The sequence below is a fragment of the Duganella qianjiadongensis genome (assembly GCF_009857915.1).
GTDB lineage: Bacteria > Pseudomonadota > Gammaproteobacteria > Burkholderiales > Burkholderiaceae_D > Rugamonas > Rugamonas qianjiadongensis.
The window spans coordinates 232,106-255,489 of sequence record NZ_WWCM01000004.1; the positions used below are offsets into that span (position 1 = coordinate 232,106).

The window sequence follows — 23,384 nt, forward strand, 5'->3', positions numbered from 1 at the left end:
GAAACAAAATGAGCAGCAACGTAGTCTTTGTGGGGAATGTTTCGTACTCGATCAACCCGCAATTGGGCACGGTGCTGCTGGGCGCAACGGAAATCGACAACCGCTCGCTCACCAGCACCACCGGCACTCTGCGGCTGGAACTCTGGCTCACCACCACGCCGTGGAACGCCAGCGGCAGCAATACCGGCTACGAAGTCGCCACTTACCGCCTCAACGGCAACAGCAACGGCACGCTGGGGCCCAACCAGTATTTTTCCAGTCTGAGCCAGACGGTCAGCTATGCGCCCCCGCCCGCCGGCACCTACTTCGTCACGATGGCGGTGGCCGAATACACGGGCACCGCACCGGGCATAGACAACGGTTTTTCCATCGATGACGCAGTCAGCTTCAGCACCTTCCTGACGGTTAATGCCGACGGCAGCCTGCGCACCGGCAGCGGCGTAACGCCCACCGTCAGTATCAAATCGCAATCCATCGTCGAAGGCGACAGCGGCAGCAAGATGATGGTGTTTACCCTCACCCTGTCGGAAGCCACGCCGCTGGCATCCAGCCTGAAATTCGATACCGCCGACGAGACGGCTGTCGCCGGGCAGGACTATGGCGCCGTGCACCAGACCGTCACTTTCGCCGCCGGCAGCACCACGGCCACCGTCTCCGTGCCCGTCTACGGCAATACCCGTTTCGAACCGGCGCGCGCCTTCGAAGTCAAGCTCAGTGGCGCCAGCAACCTGCAGATCAAGCCCAACTACACCAGCCCTACCGGCAATTCGGAAAACCACGCCATGCCCGATGCCTGGGGCGTCATATTCGATGACGACACCCTGAGCGGCTACCCGCAGCCCAGCGATAACTACCTGCGCTACCAGTGGTATCTGTACACCACCCGCGCGGTGCTAGCCTGGACCCATGCCACCGGCAAGGGCATCAAGGTCGCGGTGATGGATCAGGGCATCGATGGCAGCAACCCCGAACTGGCCGCCAGCGATAATCTGGCACTGGGGCGTATCGCCTACACGCTGCAGCCCGGCGGTGCCCCCGTCACCGTCAATGACAACCACGGCACCAACGTCGCCGGGGTCATCGCCGCAGCACGCGACGGCACAGGCACGGTGGGCGTCGCCTACGACGCCCAGCTGGTGTCCATCTACACACCGATGGCGCTGAACAGCGCCTACCTGACCGAACTGGCCAACGGCTTCAGTTATGCCAAAAACGTCGATGTACTCAACGACTCCTGGGGCTTCGGCAACAAGCTGGCGACCGGCACCAACTGGGCCTTTCTCGACAACGCCCGAGACCCGCTGTATGCGCCCGCCTTTGCCGCGCTCAAGGATCTGGCCAGCACGGGCCGCCAGGGTCTGGGGACCATCGTCGTGCAGTCGGCGGGCAACGGCTATGCCTACGGCGACGACACCAATCTGCACAATTTCCAGAACAGCCGCTACATCATCACCGTCGGCGCTACCGACTATCAGGGCGGCTCCTCCTATTTCAGCACCACCGGCGCCTCCATCCTCGTCTCGGCGCCGGGCGGCGCGGGCAACGGCGACTACGCCAGCATCCTGACCACCGACCGTAGCGGCAGCGCCGGCTACAACGGCAGCAATTACAACTTCACTGACGGCACGTCGTTCTCGGCGCCCATCGTGTCCGGCATCGTCGCGCTGATGCTGGAAGCCAATCCCCGCCTCGGCTACCGCGACGTGCAGCAGATCCTCGCCTACACCGCCCACCAGACCGACATCGGCGTGGGCAGCTGGGCCAGCAACGGCGCCACTAACTGGAACAATGGCGGCCTGCATTACAACCTCGGCGCCCAGTCCACCGGCTTCGGCCAGGTCGACGCGCTGGCCGCCGTGCGGCTGGCCGCCGGCTGGGAAGGCACGCCGCAGACGGTGGCCAACACGGTCGATGTCGTCGCCAGCAAAACCGTGGGGCTGGCCATACCGGACAAGGACAGCAGCGGCATCACCAGCAGCATCAGCATCGCCAGCCAGATGGTGGTGGAACGGGTCGATGTCAGCGTCAACATCACCCATCCATTCATCGGCGATCTCGATATCAACCTGATCTCGCCCACCGGCACGATCAGCAACCTGCTGTACCGCCCTGCGGCGGGCAGCCTGAGTGCGCTGGGCTCCAGCCAGAACGACGTGCACTTCACCTTCGACACGGTGCTGGACTGGGGCGAAAGCGCCGCCGGCGTGTGGCGCCTGGTGGTGCGCGATCTGAGCGGCGGCAATACCGGCACGCTGACCGACTGGAGTCTGGACCTGATAGGCCACAACAGCAGCAGCGCACATACCTTCTACTACACCAACGAATACCCGCTGCTGGTGGCGGCCGATGCCCGGCGTGGCATCCTTAGCGACCCGGGTGGCCAGAACAGCACCATCAACACGGCTGCACTGGGCAGCGATGACCGTATCGACCTGAGCGGCGCAAGCGCCAGCATCATCAACAGCGGCAAGCTGACCATTGCCGCTGGCACCAGCATCAGCAATGCCGTCGGCGGCGATGGCAACGACGTACTGATCGCCAGCCCGAACGGCAGCACGCTGCGCGGCATGGGTGGCAATGACACGCTGACTGGCGGCAGCGGCAACGACCGGCTCGATGGCGGTGCGGGCAACGACGTGCTCGATGGCGGCGCCGGAATTGATACAGCCTTGTATCACGGCGCGCGCAGCAACTACTCCGTCACTGCCAGCGCCACCGGCTACAGCGTGGTAGACAAAGCCGGCAGCGAAGGCAGCGACACCCTGAGCAATATCGAACGGCTGCAGTTTACCGACCAGACGCTGGCCTTCGATACGGGCGGCGTTGCCGGTCAGGCCTTCCGCATCTATCAGGCCGCATTCAACCGTGCGCCCGATGCGGTGGGACTAGGCTTCTGGATCTACCAGCTGGACCGCGGCTATGCCCTGACCGATGTGGCGCAGAATTTCGTTCAGTCGCAGGAGTTCCAGAACATGTATGGCCAGTCACCGGGCAACGCCGACATCGTCACCCACCTGTATGCCAACGTGCTGCACCGCGCCCCCGATGCGGGTGGCGCAGCATTCTGGACCAGACTGCTGGATGAACATACGCTCAGCGTGGCACAGGTGCTGCGCGAATTCAGCGAGAGTGCGGAAAACGTGGCGGCACTGGTCGGCGTAGTGCAGAACGGCATCGCCTACCAGCCTTTCGGCTAGACCGTACTGTACTAAAACTGGATTCATTTGCCATGACAGACTGACTTTATCTGACGCCATTTGTGTGGCATTAACATCAGTATTGCTGCGATTTCTTGTGCAATTTGCACGAATATAGGCATAATCGTTTCGACCTAAACCATCGTCACGCCCTATGAATCCCATCGTACTGGCCATACCGGTTTTTATGCTCACCATCGTGCTGGAAGCATGGATAGCACACCGCCGCGGGCTGGCCGTGTACGATGCTGCCGACGCGCTCACCAGCCTGCATCTGGGCGTGGTCAGCCAGGTCATCGGCGTGCTGGTGCGCCTCGCCATGTTCGGCATCTACAGCGCCGTGTACCAGCAATGGCGCTGCACCACCCTGCCCGAAGACAGCCTGTGGGTCTGGCTGGGCGCACTGGTGGCCTACGATTTCTGCTACTACTGGGCGCACCGCATGGGCCACGAAGTCAGTGTGCTGTGGGCTGCGCACGAAGTGCATCACTCGTCCGAGTATTACAACCTGTCCACCGCGCTGCGCCAGACCTCCAGCGGCTGGCTGCTGGGCTGGGTGTTCTATCTGCCCATGGCGCTGGCCGGCGTCTCGCCCAAAATCATGGCGGTAGTGGCCATGATAGACCTGCTCTACCAGTACTGGGTGCACACCGAGCTGGTGGGCCGGCTGGGCTGGCTGGACCGGGTGTTCGTCACGCCGTCCAACCACCGCGTCCACCACGGCCAGAACGACTATTGCATAGACCGCAATTACGGCGGTATCTTCATCCTGTTCGACCGCCTGTTCGGCACCTTCGCCGACGAGCGCGATGACGAGCCTATCCGCTATGGCGTGCGTACGCCGCTGCGCAGCCTCAATCCCGCCTGGGCCAATCTGCACTACTACGCTGCGCTGTGGCAGACGACGGGACAGGTGAGCGGCTGGCGCCGCAAGCTGCAGGTATGGTTAGGTGCACCGGGCGCATGGACCGGCCAGCCGCTGGGCCACTTCGACCCTGCCAGCTTCCAGTACTACCGCCCGGATACGCCTGCCGGTGCGCAGCTGTATGCCATGTTCCAGTTCGCTTTGCTGGTGCCCTGCGTTTCCCATTTCCTCGCGCTGGCGCCCGCGCTGGCCACCCTGCCGCTGCTGGCCTATGGCGCCTTCATCGTCGCCAGCACGCTGTCGCTAGGCTTGCTGCTGGAAGGCCGGCCATGGGTAGGCCGCATCGAACAGCTGCGCGCACTCGGCGCCGCCTTTGCCTTTGCGCTGCTGCCCCACTGGTTCGGCTACTCCGCCCCTCCGATAATAAAACTGGCGACACTGATCGCCATGGTAATCGCCGTAAGCTGCCTTGAAAAAATCATAAAAACGACACAATGGAGACCCACATGAGCAAGCCGAATCGCACCATCCTTTCCGCCAGCCTGGCCGCCGCGTTTTCCGCATATCTGGTCCCGCCGGCCTGGGCCGCCGACGACATCCAGTCGGTGGTAGTGACGGCGCAATCGCGCAAACAGCTGGTGCAGGATGTGCCCATGACCATGGCCGTGCTGACCAGCAAGGACATCGATGCAGTGGGCGCCAAGGATCTGGCCGACCTGAATGGCTACATCCCCGGCCTGTCGGTCGACGCCACCGAACCAACCCAGCCCTCGTTCGGCATCCGCGGCGTGCAGGCAGCCGATTTCGGCATCGCCACCGATTCGCCGGTCGGCATCTATGTCGATGGCGTCTACACCGGCAAGACCGGCGGCGCGCTGATGAACTTCATCGATGTGCAGCGTATCGAAGTCGTCAAAGGCCCGCAAGGCACGCTGTTCGGCCGCAACAGCGCGGCCGGTGCCATTGCCATTACCGCCAATGAACCGGGCAAGGAACTCGATGCCGCCGGCCACCTCAAGCTGGGCAAATTCGGCCGCGCCAATGCCGACGTGATGATGAACCTGCCGATCAGCGACACGCTGGCCGCACGCATCGTGGCAGTGCGCTCGGGTAGCGAAGGCTGGGCCGATAACACCACCACCGGCAAGAAATCGGGCGGCGACAAGGACTGGGCCACCCGCATCACGCTGCGCAAGGACTTCGACGCAGCCAAAGTGGTGTTCGGCTGGGAGCATGAAAACATGGAGCAGTATGGCCGTCCCGCATTCGGCGTACTGAAAGACCCGCGCCTGCCGCTGAACGGCTATCGCGGTGTGTACGATGCCACCTACACCGCCAATTTCGTCGATCCGTTCACGGCCAAGCTGGAAAACGACCAGCCGGGTACCGAGGGCCGCCTGTTCGATGGCGCCACGCTGCGCATCGAAGCCCCGCTGGGCGGCATGACCTTTAACGCCACCAGCGCCTACCGCCGCTTCAATACTCATAACCTGACCGATAACGACGGTACGGCCCGCCCCACCCTGCAGCTGACCACGCAGGATGCCAAGCAGGCACGCAGCTTCCAGCAGGAGTTCAAGCTGTCCGGCAAGACCGAGCAGCTGGACTGGATCGCCGGCCTGAGCTTCTACAACAACAACGAACATCAGGATGCCGGTGCCTATGTCTCCACCGGTACGCTCGACACGCTGAGCCAGTTCGCCGGTGGCCAGCCCAACTTTGCCATGCTGTTCGGCGGGCTGGGCGCGGCCGGCCTGCCCGGCATAAACAGCAGCACCATGTTCAGCTGGGACGAAACCCACTACAGCGACGTGCATACCCGCTCCTCGTCGGTGTATGCCGACACCATCTGGCACCTGTCGCCGCAGACCAACGCGACCGCCGGTCTGCGCTACACCCGCGACAGCAAGCAGATGACCTGGTTCGTGCCGCGCCGCGTCTCGCCCCAGCTCGATAACTTCCTGAATGCCTACGGTCCGCTGGCGGGACTGAATGCCGCCGCCTTCCCCGATAACGTTATCTTCGCAACCGCAGCCCAGCTGGCGGCCACGCCGGTTAGCCGCAGCAAGGACTGGACCGACTTTAGCCCCCGTCTGGTGCTCGACCATAAGCTCGACAAGGACACCCTGCTGTTTACCTCGCTGGCACGCGGCTATCAGGCTGGCGGCTTCAACATCTTCACGCCGCCCAATCCCGCTTCCGCCACCAGCACCGGCCAGGACCCCAGCTTCGCACCGGAAAAAATGACCAACTTCGAAGCAGGTGTGAAAATGGGCCTGCCGCAGTACCGTGCCACCGTCAACGCCTCGCTGTTTGCCTATAAGTTCAAGAACCTGCAGGACGTGCAGCTGTACAGCGTGGGCACGCTGCCCACCTATAATGTGGTAGCCAGCGACCAGAAAGCACAAGGGCTGGATCTCGATGCGCGCATCCGCCTGTCGCCGCGCATCACCCTGTTCGGCGGCATGGAATACATCGACCAGACCTACACCCGCTACCAGCGTCTCGACGCCAGCGGCAAGGTGACGCTCGATCTGGGCGGCCAGCCGGTCGGCACGCCGCGCCTGACGGCCATGGGCGGCATCAACGTCAACTGGGAAGCCTACGAGGGCCGCAGCAGCATCAACTTCCAGGGCACCCATGCCAGCGCCCAGCGCTGCAACAGCGATACGGCGCGGCTCAACTGCCTGAGCACGGCGCAGCTGAAAACCGGCAGCGCCACCAGCAAGTTCGATCTGCGCATGGCCTGGGATAGCCCCAGCTCGCGCTACGGCGTAGCGCTGCTGGTCAATAATGTGTTCGACCAGCGCTATATCCAGAGCCTGGGTGGCCAGACCGAGCAGTATGGCGCACCCTATGCCTACCTCACCCCGCCGCGCAGCATTGCGGTGGAATTCCGCGCCAGCCTCTAGTTTCACCCTCACTGCCCATGCCGAACAAGCTCCTGAAAACCACTGCCATTGCCGCCCTCCTGCTGGTGGGCGGCGCCAGTGCCGCACTGGCACTGCAACCGCCCGAACTGCTCAGGGTAGGCGCCAATTACAGCGCCAAAATCGTCTGCTCCAATGTGTTCATCGCGGGGCGCGACGCTCAGGCAGTACTGGCCGACGATGTGCAGGCACCGGGCCACCCGCTGCTCAAATTCCTGCGCATCAAGGTGGACCAAAATAAGCAGACCGTCAGCGCCAGCTTATTCGGTCTGTTCGGCGGCGGGCTGGCCGTCTACCGGCCCGGCACCGGCTGTGCCGTGGTGCCGGATGGCGCTGTGGAACAGGCGCGCCGCTACCAGTTCCAGCCGGCAGAAATACGTCCGGGCGCCGTCGATGCACCGTGGCCGGAAGGCCACGAGTTCGATTTCGCGCTGCTGCCGCTGGCGCCCCTGTCCCAGCCCGAACTGACGGGCCCGGGCATGCGCGCCGTAGTCGTGATCCACAAAGGCCAACTGGTCGGTTCGGCCTATGCCGACGGCTACAACTACGCCACGCCGCTGCTGGGCTGGTCGATGACCAAGACCGTTACGGCAGCGCTGATCGGCATGCTGGTCAAGGATGGCAAGCTATCGCTGGCGCAGAGCGGTTTCTGGAACGCGCCGCAGGACCCGCGTCAGGCCATTACACTGAGCCAGCTGATGTCCATGAGCAGCGGCCTGGAATATAACGAAGGCTATGGCGACGTGTCCGACGTGACCCGCATGCTGTATCTGGAGCCGGACATGGCCAGCTACACGGCCAGCAAGCCGCTGATCCATGCACCGGGCAGCCACTGGAACTATTCGAGCGGCACCACGGTAGTACTGTCGCGCATACTGCAGCGTGCTGCGGCCGGCACGGGCAGCGCTACCGATGCCAGCATTCTGGCGATCGCACATGAGCGCCTGTTCACGCCGCTGGGCATGCGCAGCGCCGTGCTGGAAGCTGATGCACGCGGCAATCTGGTCGGTTCCAGCTATATGTATGCCAGCGCGCAGGACTGGGCCCGTTTCGGCCAGTTCCTGCTGCAGGATGGGGTATGGAATGGCCAGCGTCTGCTGCCCGAGGGCTATGTCAGCCAGATGCAGCAAGTCGCGCCGGCCTCGGGCGGCCAGTACGGCCAGGGGCAGCTCTGGCGCTGGGGGCCCTCCGGCGCCAGCGCTGCTGGCGGCAATCCGGACGCGCCCTTCCATCTTCCGGCTGATACCTACTGGATGGAAGGCCACGACGGCCAGAGCGTCACCATCATCCCTTCACAGCAACTGGTGGTAGTGCGCCTGGGGCTGACACCTTCCTCCCTGCACTACCAGCCACAGGCGCTGGTGGCGGCCATCATCAAGGCCCTGCCGGCCGTTTCGCTGCGCGACAAGGCGCCCGCACGGCCATAGCGTGGCCAATTACAACGCTTGAGATTGCGCCGCCGCAACACAGCTTTGCTGCGGCGCCACAAGGCCGCCCCCGTGTTCAGCCGCATGGACATAGCGCATCGTGCCGCCCAGCTGCGCGCATGTAGCCCTAGAAAAGTAGGACGCCAGAGGCAAGTTCAAGGCAGTTTGAATCAGCAGCGCCAGAGCCCCGCCCGGGCAAGGCGGAATCACGGTTTTCCATGTTGCGCCGCACAGAATCAGGCCCGCAGAATAAGTTGAATCTGACATGCATTAATGTTGCAACCCCGGTAAAGCCGGTGTATCTTTTATCAACGACAACGCATAACAGGGGACGCTCATGGAATTCCTCATTCTGGGCCTGATGATGTTTCTTGGCCTCCATTCGACCCGCATCTTTGCAGACGGCTGGCGCTCCTCGCTGCGCGCCAATATCGGCGAACCACGCTGGAAATGCATCTACGGTCTGGGCTCGATTGCGGGCTTTGCCACCTTCCTGCGCGGCTTCTTCGAAGCTGGCCGCGATCCCGAAGTCCTGTGGGTGCCGCCATCGTATATGCACCACGTCGCAGCCGTGCTGATGATGCTGTCCTTCATCCTGCTGACGGCAGCCTACATCCCTCACAACAGCATCAAGGCCAGACTGCATCACCCGATGACGCTGGGCGTGATGGTCTGGGCTATCGCCCACCTGCTGACCAATGGCCAGCTGCATGAAGTCATTCTGTTCGGCAGCTTCCTCGTTTGGTCGGTCATGCTGCTGCGTTCGGCCATCCAGCGCGATGCCGCAGCAGGCGTCAGCTATCCGGCCGGCAGCACGGGCGCCACAGTCACTACCGTACTGCTGGGCGGCTTCCTCGCGCTGGCCTTCGGCCACTGGATCCATCAGGCGCTGATCGGCGTGAAGCCGTTCTGATTGCCGGTTGTCTGATTACCCTGCCCGGCCCGTTCTAGCGGCACTTGCCCCGCAAGGCCGCCGCTACTACCCACGGTAGCGAAAACGGGCCCACCACGCCGAACGGACCGATATAGGCGGGCTGCAGTTTGAGCGCGTCGTCATGCAGACAATCGGGCACCTTGGCCTGATTGAAGGCCGTCGTCATTCTGTCCTGTACCGTCACCGTCGCCGCCCCATAGGCCGCGGCATTGCGCACAGCCAGCGCCTGCGGATGCGGGTCTTCCGCTACCGTGTCGCGCACCGCTTTGCGTATCAGTTCATCCGACAATACCGGCGCGGCGCCGAGATCCGCTGTGAGCAGCAGTTCGGCCGCAGCCTGCGGCTGCCGCGGCATATCGGCGCCGGCAGTCGCAGGCGCCTGCGCACTATTCTGCGCCTGCACCGGGCCCGCTGCAACGGCAACCGTCAGCAGCCAGGCCAGCTGCCCTGCCAGACCACCCTTCGCAGTTTCTCTACTCATGCTATCCCCTTAGGCGGCGCAACCCGCACGGTATTGCGCCCATCTTCCTTGGCCCGGTACAGCATCTGGTCGGCCTGCTCCAGCCAGTCTTTAGGCGAGCTGCGCTTATCCATCAGCGCCACGCCTATCGAAACGGTGACGGGCCGCTGTTCCAGCAACTGCGCCAGCGACACCGCCATGCGCAGATTTTCCGCCAGCCGCTCGGCCGCTTCCAGCTCGGCACCGCTGGCGATGATGGCAAACTCCTCGCCGCCATAGCGGAAAATGCGGTCGGAGGCGCGCGTGTGCTGGCGCAGCACAGTGCACAGCCGCACCAGCACGGCGTCGCCCACGGCATGGCCGTATTCATCGTTAATCGACTTGAAATGATCGATATCGAGCAGCAGCAGACAGGTATCGAGATGCGGCCGGCGCTCGTCGGCATAGTCGCCCAGTTTGCGGTCCAGCGCGCGCCGGTTCAGCACACCGGTGAGAAAATCGCGCTCCACTTCCGTATGCAGGGCACGCGTCTGCAGGCCGGTGCGGTCGGCAAAAATATAGGCAAACAGATTCACCAGCCCTAAGGTCACCACGATGGTGAGCAGATTGAGCGTAGCCAGCTGGCGGCTCAGGATCAGCACCAGCGCCGCCATTGCCACTGCGTTGATCGCCAGCGCCATGCGCGGACGCAGGATGAAATAGGCGGCGATAGTGGTCGGATAGACCCAGTACACCATGGCGACTCCGCGCAGATATACCGTGGCCAGCATACCGGCCGAATAGAATAGCGTGACCAGCAGGCCCGCTACGCGGTGCCGTCCGGTGCGCAGCACATGCACGATCACGGCGATGAAAGCCACCACCAGCGACAGGTCCACGCCGGCCGACAGCCAGCTGCCTTCCCACAGCCGGAACAGGGCAAACGGCAACACACTGGCAATACTGACCATGCACAGCAGGATCAGTATCACTTCCTCCAGACTACGTTTCTGTCTCCCCTGCAGCCAGCTCAGGGAACCGGCTGCCGCTTTTATCTGTTCTACCATCGTTTCTATCTCACACCGCCGGCTCCGCTGCATGGCCATGGCCCGCCGCCTGCGCCTGCGGATCGGCCTTGTGCTGGCCGGACAGGAACAGATACATGGCAGGCACCACGAACAGGGTGAACAGCGTGCCGATCGACAGGCCGGTGAAGATCACCAGACCCATGGCATGGCGGCCTGCCGCCCCCGCGCCCGATGCAATCACCAGTGGCACCACGCCGAACACCATGGCAGCAGTGGTCATCAGGATAGGCCGCAGACGGGTGGCCGCCGCTTCTTCGATGGCTTCGCGCTTGCTCTTGCCTGCCGCGCGCAGGTGGTTGGCCACCTCCACGATCAGAATACCATGTTTGGATATCAGCCCCATCAGGGTTACCAGCCCCACCTGCGTGTAGATGTTGATGGAGGCGAAGCCGAGGAAGATGAAGGTCATCGCCCCGAACAGCGCCATCGGCACCGAGAACAGAATCACGATAGGGTCGCGGAAGCTCTCGAACTGGGCCGCCAGCGCGAGGAACACGATGATCACGGCAAAGGCCATGGTCATCATGAAGCCGCCCGACTCGCTCATGAACTGGCGCGACGAGCCCGAATAGTCCACCGTATAGCCCGACGGCGCCACTTCTTTCACCGTGTTGCGCAGGTATTCGAGTATTTCGCCCTGCGATGCGCCCGATACGCCGGAAATCGTGGCCGAATTGAGCTGCTGGAAGCGGGTGACCGATTCCGGCTGCACCGAGTACTTGATGGTGGCGACCGTCGAGGCAGGAATCATGCTGCCGTTAGGCGCTCTGATATAAAAATTCAGCACGTCGTCGGGATTGAGCCGGTCGACCTGCTGCACTTGCGGGATCACCTTGTAGGAGCGGCCCGAAATCGAGAAGTAGTTGACATAGCCGCCGCCCAGCGCTGCGCCCATGGCATTGCCGAAGTCCTGCTGGGTCAGACCCAGCGTGGCCAGTTTTTCGCGGTCCACTTCCACCCTTGCCTGTGGCGCATCGATTTTCAGGTCGACGTCGGCGAAGTAGAATTTATTGTCCTTTTGCGCCTTGGCCAGCACGGCCTGCGCCACCGCGTTCAGGTTCTCGAACGGTTCGGTGGTGGTAATCACGAACTGCACAGGCAGGCCCGAACTGCCGGGCAGCGGCGGGAACTGGAAGGCCGCCACGCGGCCACCGGCCACGCTATTCCATTTATGCTGGAGATCCTGCTGGATTTCGTGGGCCGAACGGCTACGCTTGTCCCACGACTTGAACAGCACGCCGCCGATGCCGGAATTGGTGGTCGGCACGCCGGTAATCTGGAACATCTGCTCGTATTCGGGCAGTTCGTGGGCAATCTCGAAAATCTGCTTGGCGTAGGCCTGCATCTGGTCCGAGGTGGCCGTGGGCGCGCCCACGACCTGCGACAGCACGATGCCCTGATCTTCTTCCGGCGCCAGCTCCGACTGAGACATCTTGAACATCAGCGCCAGCAGCAGGCTCAGGATCACGCCCAGCACGATCAGCACAGGCCAGGTATTGAGCAGGCTATGCAGCAGGCGCAGATAGCCGTGGTGCACCTTGTCGAACACCCGGTCGATGGCTTTGACGAACTTGCCCTCGTCCTGCTTGGGATCGAAGAAGTGGCCGCACATCATGGGCGACAGCGTCAGCGCCACGATGCCCGACACGGCTACCGCACCGGCCAGCGTGAAGGCAAATTCGGTAAACAGCGCGCCCGTCAGGCCGCCCTGGAAGCCGATCGGCACGTACACCGCCACCAGCACCACCGTCATGGCCAGAATCGGGCTGCCCAGTTCGCGCGCCGCGATGATGGCGGCATCGAAGGGTTTCATGCCCTGCTTCATGTGGCGGTCCACATTCTCCACCACGATGATGGCGTCGTCGACCACCAGACCGATGGCCAGCACGATGGCCAGCAGGGTCAGCAGATTGATCGAATAGCCGAGCAGCAGCATCACGAAGAAGGTGCCGATCAGCGACAGCGGCATGGCGATCACCGGCACGATCACGGCGCGCAGGCTGCCGAGGAACAGATAGATCACAATCGTCACAATCACCAGTGCTTCCACCAGCGTCTTCACCACTTCGTCGATGGAGGTGTTGATGAACTCCGTCGAGTCGTAGACGATTTCACCCGTCAGGCCGTTGGGCAGCTGCTCCTTGATGGCGGGGAAAGCCTGACGCACGCGCTTGGCCACGTCGAGAATATTGGCTTCCGGTGCCACCTTGATACCGATGAAGACGGAACGCACGCCGCTGAACGCTACGTTGAAATCGTAGTTTTCCGAGCCCAGCGTCACCGTCGCGATATCTTCCAGATGGACGATGGCGCCGCCCGCCTGCTTGATGGCCAGCGCCTTGAACTCCTCCACCGTGTGCAGATCGGTACCGGCCGTCAGCGGCACGGTGACCATCTGGCCCTTGCTGGCGCCCAGCCCCGTCAGGTAGTTATTCTGCGCCAGCGCCACACTGACATCGGCTGCCGTCACGCCATGCGCCGCCATCTTGCCGGCGTCCAGCCATGCGCGCAGGGCGAACTGGCGCGCGCCCAGCAGCTCGGCGGTCTGCACGCCCTGGATGGAATCGAGCTTGGGCTTGACCACGCGGGCCAGAAAGTCCGTCACATTATTGGTCGGCAGCGTATCGCTGTAGAAGCCCATATACATGGCGTCGGTGGTCTGGCCCATCTGCACCGTCAGCACCGGCTGCTGCGCCTGTTGCGGCAGCTGGTTGCGCACCGAATTCACCTGGGTGGTGATTTCCGTCAGCGCGCGGTTGGAATCGTAGTTCAGCCGCAGCGTGGCGGTAATCACCGAAACGCCGCTATTGCTGGACGAGGACAGATAATCGATGCCCTGCGCCTGCGCAATGGCCGATTCCAGCGGCTGGGTGATAAAGCCCGCCACCGTGGCCGCATCGGCGCCATAGTAGGTGGTGGAGATGGTCACCACCGCGTTCTGGGTTTTCGGATACTGATTGATCGGCAGGCTGAATAGCGAACGCAGGCCCAGCACGACGATCAGCAGGCTCACCACGCTGGCCAGCACGGGCCGCTTAATGAAGATGTCGGTAAAATTCATGGCGCGGCTTTCCTTAGTGTTCCTGCGGCGTCGGGCTAGGATTGTTGGCCGGTTGCACCTTGTTGTCGATCACGGCTGGCGTACCGTTTTTCAGCTTGAGCTGGCCGCTGGTCACCACCACCTGCCCCGCTTTCAGGCCCGTCAGCACGGCCACTTGATCGCCCCGCGTCGGACCCGTGGTGACGAATACCTGCTGCGCCACCAGCTGGGCATTGCCCTTGTCATCCTTGGGCGCGTCCTTGGCGGCCGATGGCGCCAGCACGAAGACGGTCGCGCCATACGGATTGTAGGTAATCGCCGTTTGCGGCAGCGTCAGGTATTCCTTTTTCTCGCCCTGATCGAGGCTGACATTGGCGAACATGCCCGGCAGCAGCTGGCGTTTGGCATTCGGCACGGTGGCTTCCACCTGCACATTGCGCGTGGCGGCATCGACTTTCGGGCTGATCGAGGTGACTTTGCCGGCAAAGCTCACGCCGGGGTAGGCATCGGCTGTCAGGTTCAGCTTCTGGCCCAGCGACAGGCCGGCCAGCTGGCGCTGCGGCACGTAGAAGTCCACATACACGGTATCGATGGTCTGCAGCGTCACCAGCTTGTCGCCGGCGTTGAGGAACTGGCCCGGATTGACCGCCGTAATACCGAGCTTGCCGGCGAACGGTGCGCGTATGGTTTTCTTCTCGACCAGCGCCTGCTGCTGGGCCACCTGCGCCTTGCGGCTCTTCAGATCGGCTTCATCCGCGTCGAGCTGGGCCTGACTGATGGCCTGTGCGGCAAACTGCAGCTTGTCGCGCTTGAGCACGGAGGCCGACAGTTCGGCTGCGGCCTGCAGCGCCTGCAACTGGGCCACGTCGGCCTCGGCATTCAGCGTGAACAGCACCTGACCGGCGCGCACTTCTTCGCCCGAATGAATGTGCACCTGCCGCACCATGCCTGCCAGTTCGGTACTCACCTCGACGCCGCGCACGGGCACCAGCGTGCCCACCGAAGCAATCTGCGGCTGCCATGCCGACATTTCCGCCTTCATTGCCGTCACCGTCTGGGCGCCGGGCTTGGGTGAGGAAGCGATCAGTTTCTGGATCTGCATATATTTGCCGAACGCCAGCACGGCGATCAGCACTATTACTCCGCCTATCATGATGAACATGCGCTTGGTCATGAATCAGTCTCCTGCCTTGGTATCAATCAATGAGTCAGCCGGGGACGCCGCCGCCCCCGTCTGTAAGGAATTATGCTTAACGGCTGCCGCCGGCGCCATACACAGGCGCAGCGGAGACAGTGCTCGCTGCTGGCATACCGCCGTTGCGGTTCCACCAGCCGCCGCCCAGTGCCTGCAACAGCGCTGCCGTATCGGCGTAGCGCGCAGCCTGTGCCTGCACCAGCGCCACGTGGGCCTGCTGGTAGCTGCGCTGGGCGTCGAGCAGGGCCAGATAGCTGATGCCGCCCAGCTTGTACTGCTGGGTAGCCAGCGCCAGCGCTTCGCCTGCCAGCGCATCGGCATCGGCCTGCGCCTTCAGGGCTGCTGCATCGCTTTCCAGCGCGCGCAGGCTATCGGCCACCTCTTGGAACGCGCTCAGCACGGTGGCACGGTATTGGGCTGCTGCGCCATCGTAGGCCGCTTCCGCCGCACGTTTTTTCGCGCTCAGTGCGCCGCCGTTGAAGAGGGGCGCCGTCAGGCCGCTGGCCAGACTCCATGCCGTCGTCTCGGCGTCGAACAGCTTGCCGAAACTCTGTGCCGAGGAGCCGTAGCTGCCGCTCAGGGTGAGCTGCGGATACTGGGCCGCAGTGGCCACCCCGATGGCGGCGCTGGCCGCATGCAGCTGCTCTTCGCTGGCGCGGATATCGGGCCGCTGGCGCACCAGCGCCGACGGTAGTGTCAGCGGCAGCTGCTGCGGCAGCGTCAGTGTATCGAGCGTGAACTCGGGCAGACCGCCCTCGCCCGGCAATCTACCAGCCAGCGCGGCGAGCTGGTGACGGCTCTGGGCCAGGGCTTTTTCCAGCGGCGGCACGCTGGCGCGCAGCTGCGCCACCTGATTACGCTGGCTCAGCAAAGTAGTGCGGGGGATGGCGCCCAGTTCGAACTGCTTCTCGATCACGGCCAGCTGCTTGCTCAACGCATCGAGCACTTCCTGCGTGGCCTGCAACTGGGCGCGCAGCGAGGCTGCCCGTATCGCAGTCGTCACCACATTGGCACTCAGGGTCAGATAGGTCGCTTCGACCTGGAAGCGCTGGTAATCGACCTGCGCCTGTGCGCCTTCCAGCGTACGCCGGCTGGCGCCGAACACGTCGGGGGTATAGGACACGTTCACCGAAGCGTTGTACAGAGTGAACACCCCGGCCCCATTGCCAGCGCTGGCAGGCGCCAGTTTTTCCCGCGCCACACCGAGCTGGCCATTGACGGACGGGTAATTGAGGCTACCGGACTGCGCCTTGTAGACTTCCTGCGCCTGCCGCAGGCTGGCTTCCGCCGCTGCCATGCTGGGATTCTGCGCCAGCGCGGCGCGCACCAGTTCATCGAGTGCAGGCGATCCGAATAACTGCCACCACATGGCAGGCAAATCCTGCCCGGCCACAAACTGCTGGGCCGCGCCGCCCGTAACGCCGGGGGCTGCCGCGGTACGTTCCGGTAAAGCTGTGCTGGTGTAACTGCTGGTGGCAGGCGCCGCCGGCTGCCTGAAATCCGGTCCCGAGGCGCAGGCGGCCAGGCCTGCGGCAACGACAAGCGCCAGTACCGAGCGCTGCAATCTAGGTTTTTTTCTCACAAATGCCCCCACAAAATGGCTGCGCAAAATGACTGCATTCTGGCAACCAGCTAGCTGAACAGATCCGTAGGGCCACATATTCGCATTTTTTGCCCAGTCGGTGTGTCTTTTTATAACGGTTGCGAACATCCATCGGTCGCTCTATGCACTGAGCAACTGCAGCAGCCGGCCACCCACCGGGCTGCCCCAGCCGCTGCCCGCATCCCAGCCCGGCACGGCCGCCATGGCGCCATTCGTACCCTGTGCCACATCGCGCGTGCCGCCCTGACCGCGCAAGGTGCCGTAAAGTAGCGGCTGGAGAAACCCGACCGGATAGCCCAGCTGCTGGTTGATGCGCGCCAGCAGTCCAGCCCACAGCGGTGCTACCGCGCTGGTGCCGCCCACGATCTGCTCATGACCATTGACCCGGATGCAATAGCCACTGGCCGGATCGGCATGTCCCGTCACATCGGGCAGGCCACGGAACTGTGCTGTGCCGGCCAGCGTGGACTGATAGCCGGGCCGGCTGAAGTAGCGGCTATAACCGCCGCCCGAGGCCAGCGCGGGACCACCGTTCCACACCACTTCGCACAGCTCGCAGTCGGGATAGCTGGCGATGCGGGTGCCGCCGCAGGCCAGCGCATGGGGCGCCGATGCAGGAAAATCCACATGCAGCTGGCCATCGGCCACGCCATCCGTGGCGCCGTTGTCGCCCGCCGCGCACAGTATGGTTACGCCCATGCTGGCGGCCAGACTGAAAACCTCCTCGATAGCGCCCATGGCCTGCTCGGTCCATGCTGTCTCCGGCGCGCCCCAGCTGATGGAAATGACCGAGGGCTTGTTGACGTCATCATGCACCGCGGCAGTCACCGCGTCGAGGAATCCACGCTCGCTGTTGGGCGCAAAGTACACGGCGATCAGCGCTGCCGGCGCCAGCGCGCCGGCGATTTCGATATCGAGCATTACTTCGATATCGGCGCTGGCGTCATGGCCGGGCCGGTTGGCGCCATGATCGACGGCGATGCTGCGCACGCGTGGGGCCTTCAGCCCCAGCGCTTTGAAATAGGCACGCAGATCAGCCGCGCGGCTGCCGCCACCGAGTTCGATCAGGCCTATGCACTGGCCGCGGCCATCGAGCCCGGGCGGAAACTGGTACATCTGCGCCAGCTGCATAGGCGTGTAGGCCAGCGGCGCCACGCTGCTGGTCAGCGTCTGGGCCGAGCGCAGGCGGAAGCGCGGTGTGGCAATCGGCCGGTCATCCAGCCCGAACACGCCTTCCACCACATCGGCCAGTTCGGCCGGCACGCTCAGTTCTCCCGTGCGGCCACGGTAGCCGCCGTCCCCGGTCTGATACTGCTGCAGTTCGGCGCCGAACAGTTGCGCCATCTGCTGGGCCGAGCCGCTCAGTACCACACGGCGCTGGGCCACGCTGGTAGCCAGCACATGCAGGCCGTTGCGGCTGGCAAAATCGCGCACGCGCCCGATGTCCGCCTCGCTGGCGCCGTGGGCCTGCGCGCACTGCGTACGGCTCAGATACACGCGCTGGCGCGGCAACTGTTCGCCACGCGCGGCCGGATCGTCGCCCGCATCACTGACAGCGGCGCGCAGACGCATGGTGATTTCCAGCGTCAGCGCGCTATCAACGGGACCGAGTGCACGCGCTCCGGGCAAGGCGGATTGCGCGCTTCCGGGCAGAATACGGGGTAGGCTGATGGTAGGCATGGGGTTCTCCTGCAAACGTGGATGGACTCGGACTATTCCGACAATACTGCGCCACCCGCACTGCCGGTTGACGCAGCACAGAGGTGTCCGCGATGCCCCCACCCGCCCCACGCGCAGCGGCGCATGAAGGCGGCCGCCGCCATTGTCATCCTGCTGTCACAAGCAGCCGCTAACATTTGCGCCACAACGTGATACGCTATGCGCCGCAGTCTTTTTTATAACGAAAACCGACATCCCATGATCAAGCAACTGTCCCTGCCCGTCCTCGTCCTTGCCAGCGCCTTGCTGGCCCAGCCCGCCGCCTTTGCCGCCGCACCGGCCCAGCCAGCCGCCCAGCCCAAGCTGGTAGTGGTACTGGTGGTCGACGGCCTGCCTAACGAACAGGTGCTGCGCTACCGCGACCAGTTCGGTCAGGGCGGCCTGCGCCGCATGCTCGATCAGGGTGCATCCTTCAGCAACGCCCATCAGGCGCACGGCATCACCGTCACGGCAATCGGCCACAGCGCCGTGCTGACCGGCGCCTATCCTTATGTGCACGGCATCATCGGCAATAACTGGATAGACCCGCAAACGGGCAAGTCGGTGTACTGCACGGAAGACACCAACTACCACTACCTGAACGAAGAGACCAAGCCGAGCGACGGCACCGCGCCTACCCGCCTGAAAGTCGATACGCTGGGCGACCAGCTGCGCTATGCCACCGGCGGCCAGGCCAAAGTGGTAGCCGTTTCGGGCAAGGACCGTGGCGCCATTCTGCTGGCCGGTAAAACCGGCACGGCCTATATGTACATGGACAAGACCGGCAACTTCGCCAGCAGCAGCTACTATATGCAGCAGCATCCGGCCTGGGTGCAGCAGTATCAGGCGAGCAAACCGCAGGACCGCTACTACGGCAAGACCTGGGCGCCCCTGCTGCCCGCCAGCGCCTATGCCGGCGACGCACCGGAAGAACTCAATCAGGTAAAGGCCGGCACCCACAACCGCCTGCCGTTCAGCTACTACAGCGAAAGCGGCAACATCGACGCCGACTACTACAACCTGCTGAAAACCGGTCCGTATCTGGACCAGCTGACGCTGGACTTCGCCCGCGCTGCGGTGGAAGGCGAAAATCTGGGCCGCAATCCGGCCGGTGTGCCGGACCTGCTCGGTGTCAGCCTGTCGGCGCATGATTATGTGAACCATGCTTTCGGCCCGGAAAGCAAGCTCTCGCACGACCACCTGCAGCGCGTCGACCGCATGCTGGCCGAGTTCTTCAGCTATCTGGACAAGCGGGTGGGCATGGATAACGTGCTGGTGGTACTGACCGCCGACCACGGCTTCCCCAACACGCCGGAATTCTCCCGCACCCAGCATATCGACGCCGAGCGCATCGATGGCAGCGCCATGATGAAGGCACTCGACCAGCACCTGAGCGCAAAATTCGGCGGCGCCAAACTGCTCGGCGCCTGGTCGCTGCCTAACATCCACCTCGACTACCAGCAGATCGAGAAAAGCGGACTGAAACGCGAAGAAGTGGAAAATGCTGCGGCCCGCTTCCTGCTGGCGCAGAAAGGCATCGTCGAAGCCTACACCCGCACCCAGCTGGAAAGCGGCGCCGCCAACACCACCCGCATGGCGACCCTGATGCGCCGCGCCTGGAACCGCGAAGCTTCGGGCGACCTGATGGTAGTCACCAAGCCTTACTGGTACTTCGGTACGGGCAGCAGCGGCACTTCGCACGGTTCGCCTTACGCCTACGATACCAACGTGCCACTGCTGATCATGGGCAAACGCTGGATTAAACCGGGCGCCTACGGCCAGTACGCCGAAGTGGTGGACATTGCGCCTACGCTGGCCCATCTGCTGCACGTCCGTCCGCCCGCTGGCGCCGAAGGCCGCGTGCTGACGGAATCGCTGCAATAATTTCCGGCCAGCACCACCATCCATCGCGGCTGGTGGTGCTGGCGGATGGTGGTTTAGTTTGTATTTTATTGTATCAACCGGTTAATCTTGGAAAGATTGCTATACACTAGCTTTTTTTCTTTGGGTAAACATAGGAAATACAAACTATGCGCAAGACTTTTGGCTTTATGGCCCTGTGCCTGACGGTTTCTGCCTACGCCGCCGAACCGTTCGACGACAAATTCCGTCAGCTCGACGAAGTCCTCCCTACTCCGAATACCTATCGCACCGCTTCCGGCGCGCCCGGTGCGGCTTACTGGCAGCAGCGGGCCGACTACACCATCCGCGCCACGCTCGATGAAAGCAAACGCGCCATCAGCGGCAGCGAACAGATCCGCTACCACAATAATTCGCCAGATACGCTCAGCTATCTGTGGGTGCAGCTCGACCAGAATATCTACAAAAAAGATTCCGATGCCCGCAAGATGCTGACCCAGCCTTCGCGCGAAGCCTGGGCCAAAGGCCGCTCGCCGGAAGACGGCTTCAAGTTCGAAGGCATGCGCGGCATACTGGCCGGCCTCGATTTTGACGGCGGCTTCAATATCAAGGCAGTCAGTGCCGGCGGCCAGCCGCTGAAATACGTCATCAACCGCACCATGATGCGCATCGACCTGCCCACCCCGCTCAAGCCAGGCCAGAGCTTTGCCTTCAATATCGACTGGTCCTACAACATCAACGAACAGAAGGTGCTGGGCGGCCGTTCCGGCTACGAGCACTTCGACGAAGACAAGAACGACCTGTTCGAAATCGCCCAGTGGTTCCCCCGCATGGCCGCCTACTACGATGTGATGGGCTGGCAGCACAAGCAGTTCCTCGGTTCGGGCGAATTCACGCTGGAATTCGGCGACTACGATGTACAGCTCACCGTGCCGGCCGACCACGTGGTGGCCGCCACCGGCGAACTGCAGAACGCAGGCGAGGTGCTGAGCGCAGCCCAGCGCGAGCGCTTCAACAAGGCCCGCACGGCCAGCGCGCCCGTGCTGATCGTGACCCAGGAAGAAGCGGAACAGGCCGAGAAATCGGTTAGCAAGGCCAGCAAAACCTGGCACTTCAAGGCCGCCAACGTGCGCGACTTTGCCTGGGCTTCGAGCCGCAAATTCATCTGGGATGCGCAGGGCTACAAGAAAGACGGCAGCAACCTGATGGCGATGTCCTACTATCCGAAGGAAGGCAATCCGCTGTGGGGCAAGTACAGCACGCAAGCGATTATCCACACCATCGAGCAGTACAACAAGTTCAGCTTCGACTATCCGTATCCGACGGCGATTTCCGTCAACGGCCCGGTGGGCGGCATGGAATACCCGATGATCTCCTTCAACGGCCCGCGCCCCAGCAAGGATAAGAAAACGGGCGAGCTGACCTGGTCGCAGCAAACCAAGTACGGCCTGATCGGCGTAATCATCCACGAGGTAGGCCACAACTACTACCCGATGATCATCAACTCGGACGAGCGCCAGTGGACCTGGATGGATGAAGGCCTGAACACCTTCGTGCAGTATCTGGCCGAGCAGGCATGGGAAGACAACTACCCGTCGCGCCGCGGCGAACCGCGCAACATCGTCGACTACATGCGCAGCCAGAATCAGGTGCCTATCATGACCAATTCCGAATCGCTGCTGCAGTTCGGGAATAACGCCTATGCCAAGCCGGCCACCGGCCTGAACATCCTGCGCGAGACCATACTGGGCCGCGAACTGTTCGACCACGCCTTCAAGGAATATGCACGGCGCTGGAAGTTCAAGCGCCCGACCCCGGCCGACTTCTTCCGCACCATGGAAGACGCTTCCGGCACGGACCTCGACTGGTTCTGGCGCGGCTGGTTCTACACCACCGATCCGGTCGATATCAGCATCGACGGCATCAGCGAATACGGTGTGAACACCAAGGATCCGGAAAAAGAGAAAGCCTGGAAAAAAGCCCAGAAAGACGCCCAGCCTATCTCCGTCTCCGAACAGCGCAACAAGGAACTGCCTAAGCGTCTGGACAGCCATCCGGAACTCAAGGACTTCTACAACGAGCATGACGAATTCACGGTCACCAACAAGGACCGCAATATGTATGCCGAAGCGGTAGAAAAACTGGAGCCGTGGGAAAAAGACCTGCTCGCCCAAGGCAAGCACCTGTATCTGGTGGACTTCTCCAACCTCGGTGGTCTGGTCATGCCGCTGATCCTGGAAATCGAACTCAAGAGCGGCAAGAAATACATCGAGCGCATTCCGGCCGAAGTATGGCGCTACTCGCCGAAGAAGATCACCAAGCTGATCGTCACCGACGAACCCATGGTGGGACTGACCCAGGACCCGTACTGGGAAACCGCCGACATCGACACCAGCAACAACAGCTGGCCACGCAAGGTTACCCAGTCGCGCGTCGAACTGTTCAAGACTGAGCGTGACCGCAACAACCTGATGCGCGACTTTAATACCCCGCTCAAAGGCAAGGGCAAGGGTGAAAAAGACGACGCCAAAGCTGACAAGGAAGCTGCCAGCGAATGAAGTGGCGCCACTCCCTGCTGGCCGGCAGCATGGCGCTGCTGCTGGCTGCGGGCAGCGCTGCTGCCCACAACTTCCACATGGGGCTGGCCGATATCAGTTATAACGCACGCAGCGGCAATACCGAGATCGTGCACACCTATACCACCCACGATGTCGCCACCCTGCTCGCCAACCTGTACGGGCGCAATCTCGATCTGGGCCAGCCCGACAGCGAAGCGCCTATCCGCAAATATGTGGAACGCCAGTTCTATCTGGCCGATGGCCAGGGTCAGCGTCTGCCCGTAAAATGGCTGGGCGTTAAAGCAGACGCCGATACGCTGACGATATTTCAGGAAATCGAAGGCCGCAAACTGGGCTCTGCCACCCGCATCCACAATGCCGTGCTGATCGACTTCCAGCCGGCGCAGAAAAATACCGTCAACATCCAGACCGATGGCCCAGTCCAGACGCTCATCTTCGACCAGCAGCACCTTGAGCTGGAAACCCGCTAGCACGGCCACACTGGCCATCTCCATTGCCGTCTCGTTCAGCAGCACAGTACAGGCCGATG

General features: G+C 62.8%; 14 protein-coding genes. 8 read left to right on the top strand and 6 right to left on the bottom strand.

Annotated features, from left to right (window positions below; all coding sequences use genetic code 11):
• Positions 1 to 8 precede the first annotated feature (8 nt).
• The 5 genes from GTP27_RS08470 (at position 9) to GTP27_RS08490 (ending at position 9,332) form a co-directional block, all read left to right on the top strand.
• The gene (locus GTP27_RS08470; RefSeq protein WP_161038725.1) at positions 9 to 3,197 is read left to right on the top strand and encodes a S8 family serine peptidase; all 3,189 of its coding nucleotides are present in this window, start codon (positions 9 to 11) and stop codon (positions 3,195 to 3,197) included.
• A gap of 154 nt (positions 3,198 to 3,351) precedes the next feature.
• A complete protein-coding gene (locus GTP27_RS08475) occupies positions 3,352 to 4,572 on the top strand; it encodes a sterol desaturase family protein (RefSeq protein ID WP_161038726.1) in 1,221 nt (406 codons plus the stop codon).
• Positions 4,569 to 6,974 (top strand): TonB-dependent receptor, encoded by a 2,406-nt coding sequence (locus GTP27_RS08480; RefSeq protein ID WP_229633545.1) that lies wholly within the window; start codon positions 4,569 to 4,571, stop codon positions 6,972 to 6,974. The genes GTP27_RS08475 and GTP27_RS08480 overlap by 4 nt, the downstream gene beginning before the upstream one ends.
• A 17-nt stretch (positions 6,975 to 6,991) precedes the next feature.
• Complete coding sequence (locus tag GTP27_RS08485; RefSeq protein ID WP_161038728.1) at positions 6,992 to 8,419, top strand: serine hydrolase domain-containing protein; 1,428 nt, start codon at positions 6,992 to 6,994, stop codon at positions 8,417 to 8,419.
• A gap of 337 nt (positions 8,420 to 8,756) precedes the next feature.
• Complete coding sequence (locus tag GTP27_RS08490) at positions 8,757 to 9,332, top strand: NnrU family protein (RefSeq protein ID WP_161038729.1); 576 nt, start codon at positions 8,757 to 8,759, stop codon at positions 9,330 to 9,332.
• A gap of 34 nt (positions 9,333 to 9,366) precedes the next feature.
• Here the strand turns inward: GTP27_RS08490 and GTP27_RS08495 are convergent, their stop codons facing one another.
• The 6 genes from GTP27_RS08495 to GTP27_RS08520 all read right to left on the bottom strand — a co-directional run bounded on the left by GTP27_RS08495 (position 9,367) and on the right by GTP27_RS08520 (position 18,398).
• Positions 9,367 to 9,834, bottom strand: coding sequence for a hypothetical protein (locus GTP27_RS08495; RefSeq protein ID WP_161038730.1), 468 nt, complete (start codon positions 9,832 to 9,834; stop codon positions 9,367 to 9,369).
• Positions 9,831 to 10,859 (bottom strand): GGDEF domain-containing protein, encoded by a 1,029-nt coding sequence (locus tag GTP27_RS08500; RefSeq protein ID WP_161038731.1) that lies wholly within the window; start codon positions 10,857 to 10,859, stop codon positions 9,831 to 9,833. The genes GTP27_RS08495 and GTP27_RS08500 overlap by 4 nt, the downstream gene beginning before the upstream one ends.
• 10 nt (positions 10,860 to 10,869) lie before the next feature.
• Positions 10,870 to 13,941, bottom strand: a complete 3,072-nt coding sequence (locus tag GTP27_RS08505) for an efflux RND transporter permease subunit (RefSeq protein WP_161038732.1) — start codon at positions 13,939 to 13,941, stop codon at positions 10,870 to 10,872.
• A 13-nt stretch (positions 13,942 to 13,954) separates the two neighbouring features.
• Positions 13,955 to 15,094: an efflux RND transporter periplasmic adaptor subunit gene (locus tag GTP27_RS08510; protein WP_161038733.1), complete on the bottom strand. Its 1,140-nt coding sequence runs from the start codon at positions 15,092 to 15,094 to the stop codon at positions 13,955 to 13,957.
• A 76-nt stretch (positions 15,095 to 15,170) separates the two neighbouring features.
• The gene (locus GTP27_RS08515) at positions 15,171 to 16,697 is read right to left on the bottom strand and encodes an efflux transporter outer membrane subunit (RefSeq protein WP_371865900.1); all 1,527 of its coding nucleotides are present in this window, start codon (positions 16,695 to 16,697) and stop codon (positions 15,171 to 15,173) included.
• A gap of 141 nt (positions 16,698 to 16,838) precedes the next feature.
• Positions 16,839 to 18,398, bottom strand: coding sequence for a S53 family peptidase (locus tag GTP27_RS08520; protein WP_161038735.1), 1,560 nt, complete (start codon positions 18,396 to 18,398; stop codon positions 16,839 to 16,841).
• Positions 18,399 to 18,635: 237 nt separating this feature from the next.
• Here GTP27_RS08520 and GTP27_RS08525 point away from each other — a divergent pair, with 237 nt between their 5' ends.
• From GTP27_RS08525 to GTP27_RS08535, 3 genes are all read left to right on the top strand, one after another.
• Positions 18,636 to 20,300, top strand: a complete 1,665-nt coding sequence (locus GTP27_RS08525; protein ID WP_161038736.1) for an alkaline phosphatase family protein — start codon at positions 18,636 to 18,638, stop codon at positions 20,298 to 20,300.
• Positions 20,301 to 20,446: 146 nt separating this feature from the next.
• A complete protein-coding gene (locus GTP27_RS08530) occupies positions 20,447 to 22,834 on the top strand; it encodes a M1 family metallopeptidase (RefSeq protein WP_161038737.1) in 2,388 nt (795 codons plus the stop codon).
• Positions 22,831 to 23,325 carry a DUF6702 family protein gene (locus GTP27_RS08535; RefSeq protein WP_161038738.1) on the top strand — a complete coding sequence of 165 codons (495 nt, stop codon included), beginning with the start codon at positions 22,831 to 22,833 and terminating at the stop codon, positions 23,323 to 23,325. The genes GTP27_RS08530 and GTP27_RS08535 overlap by 4 nt, the downstream gene beginning before the upstream one ends.
• Positions 23,326 to 23,384: the final 59 nt, after the last annotated feature.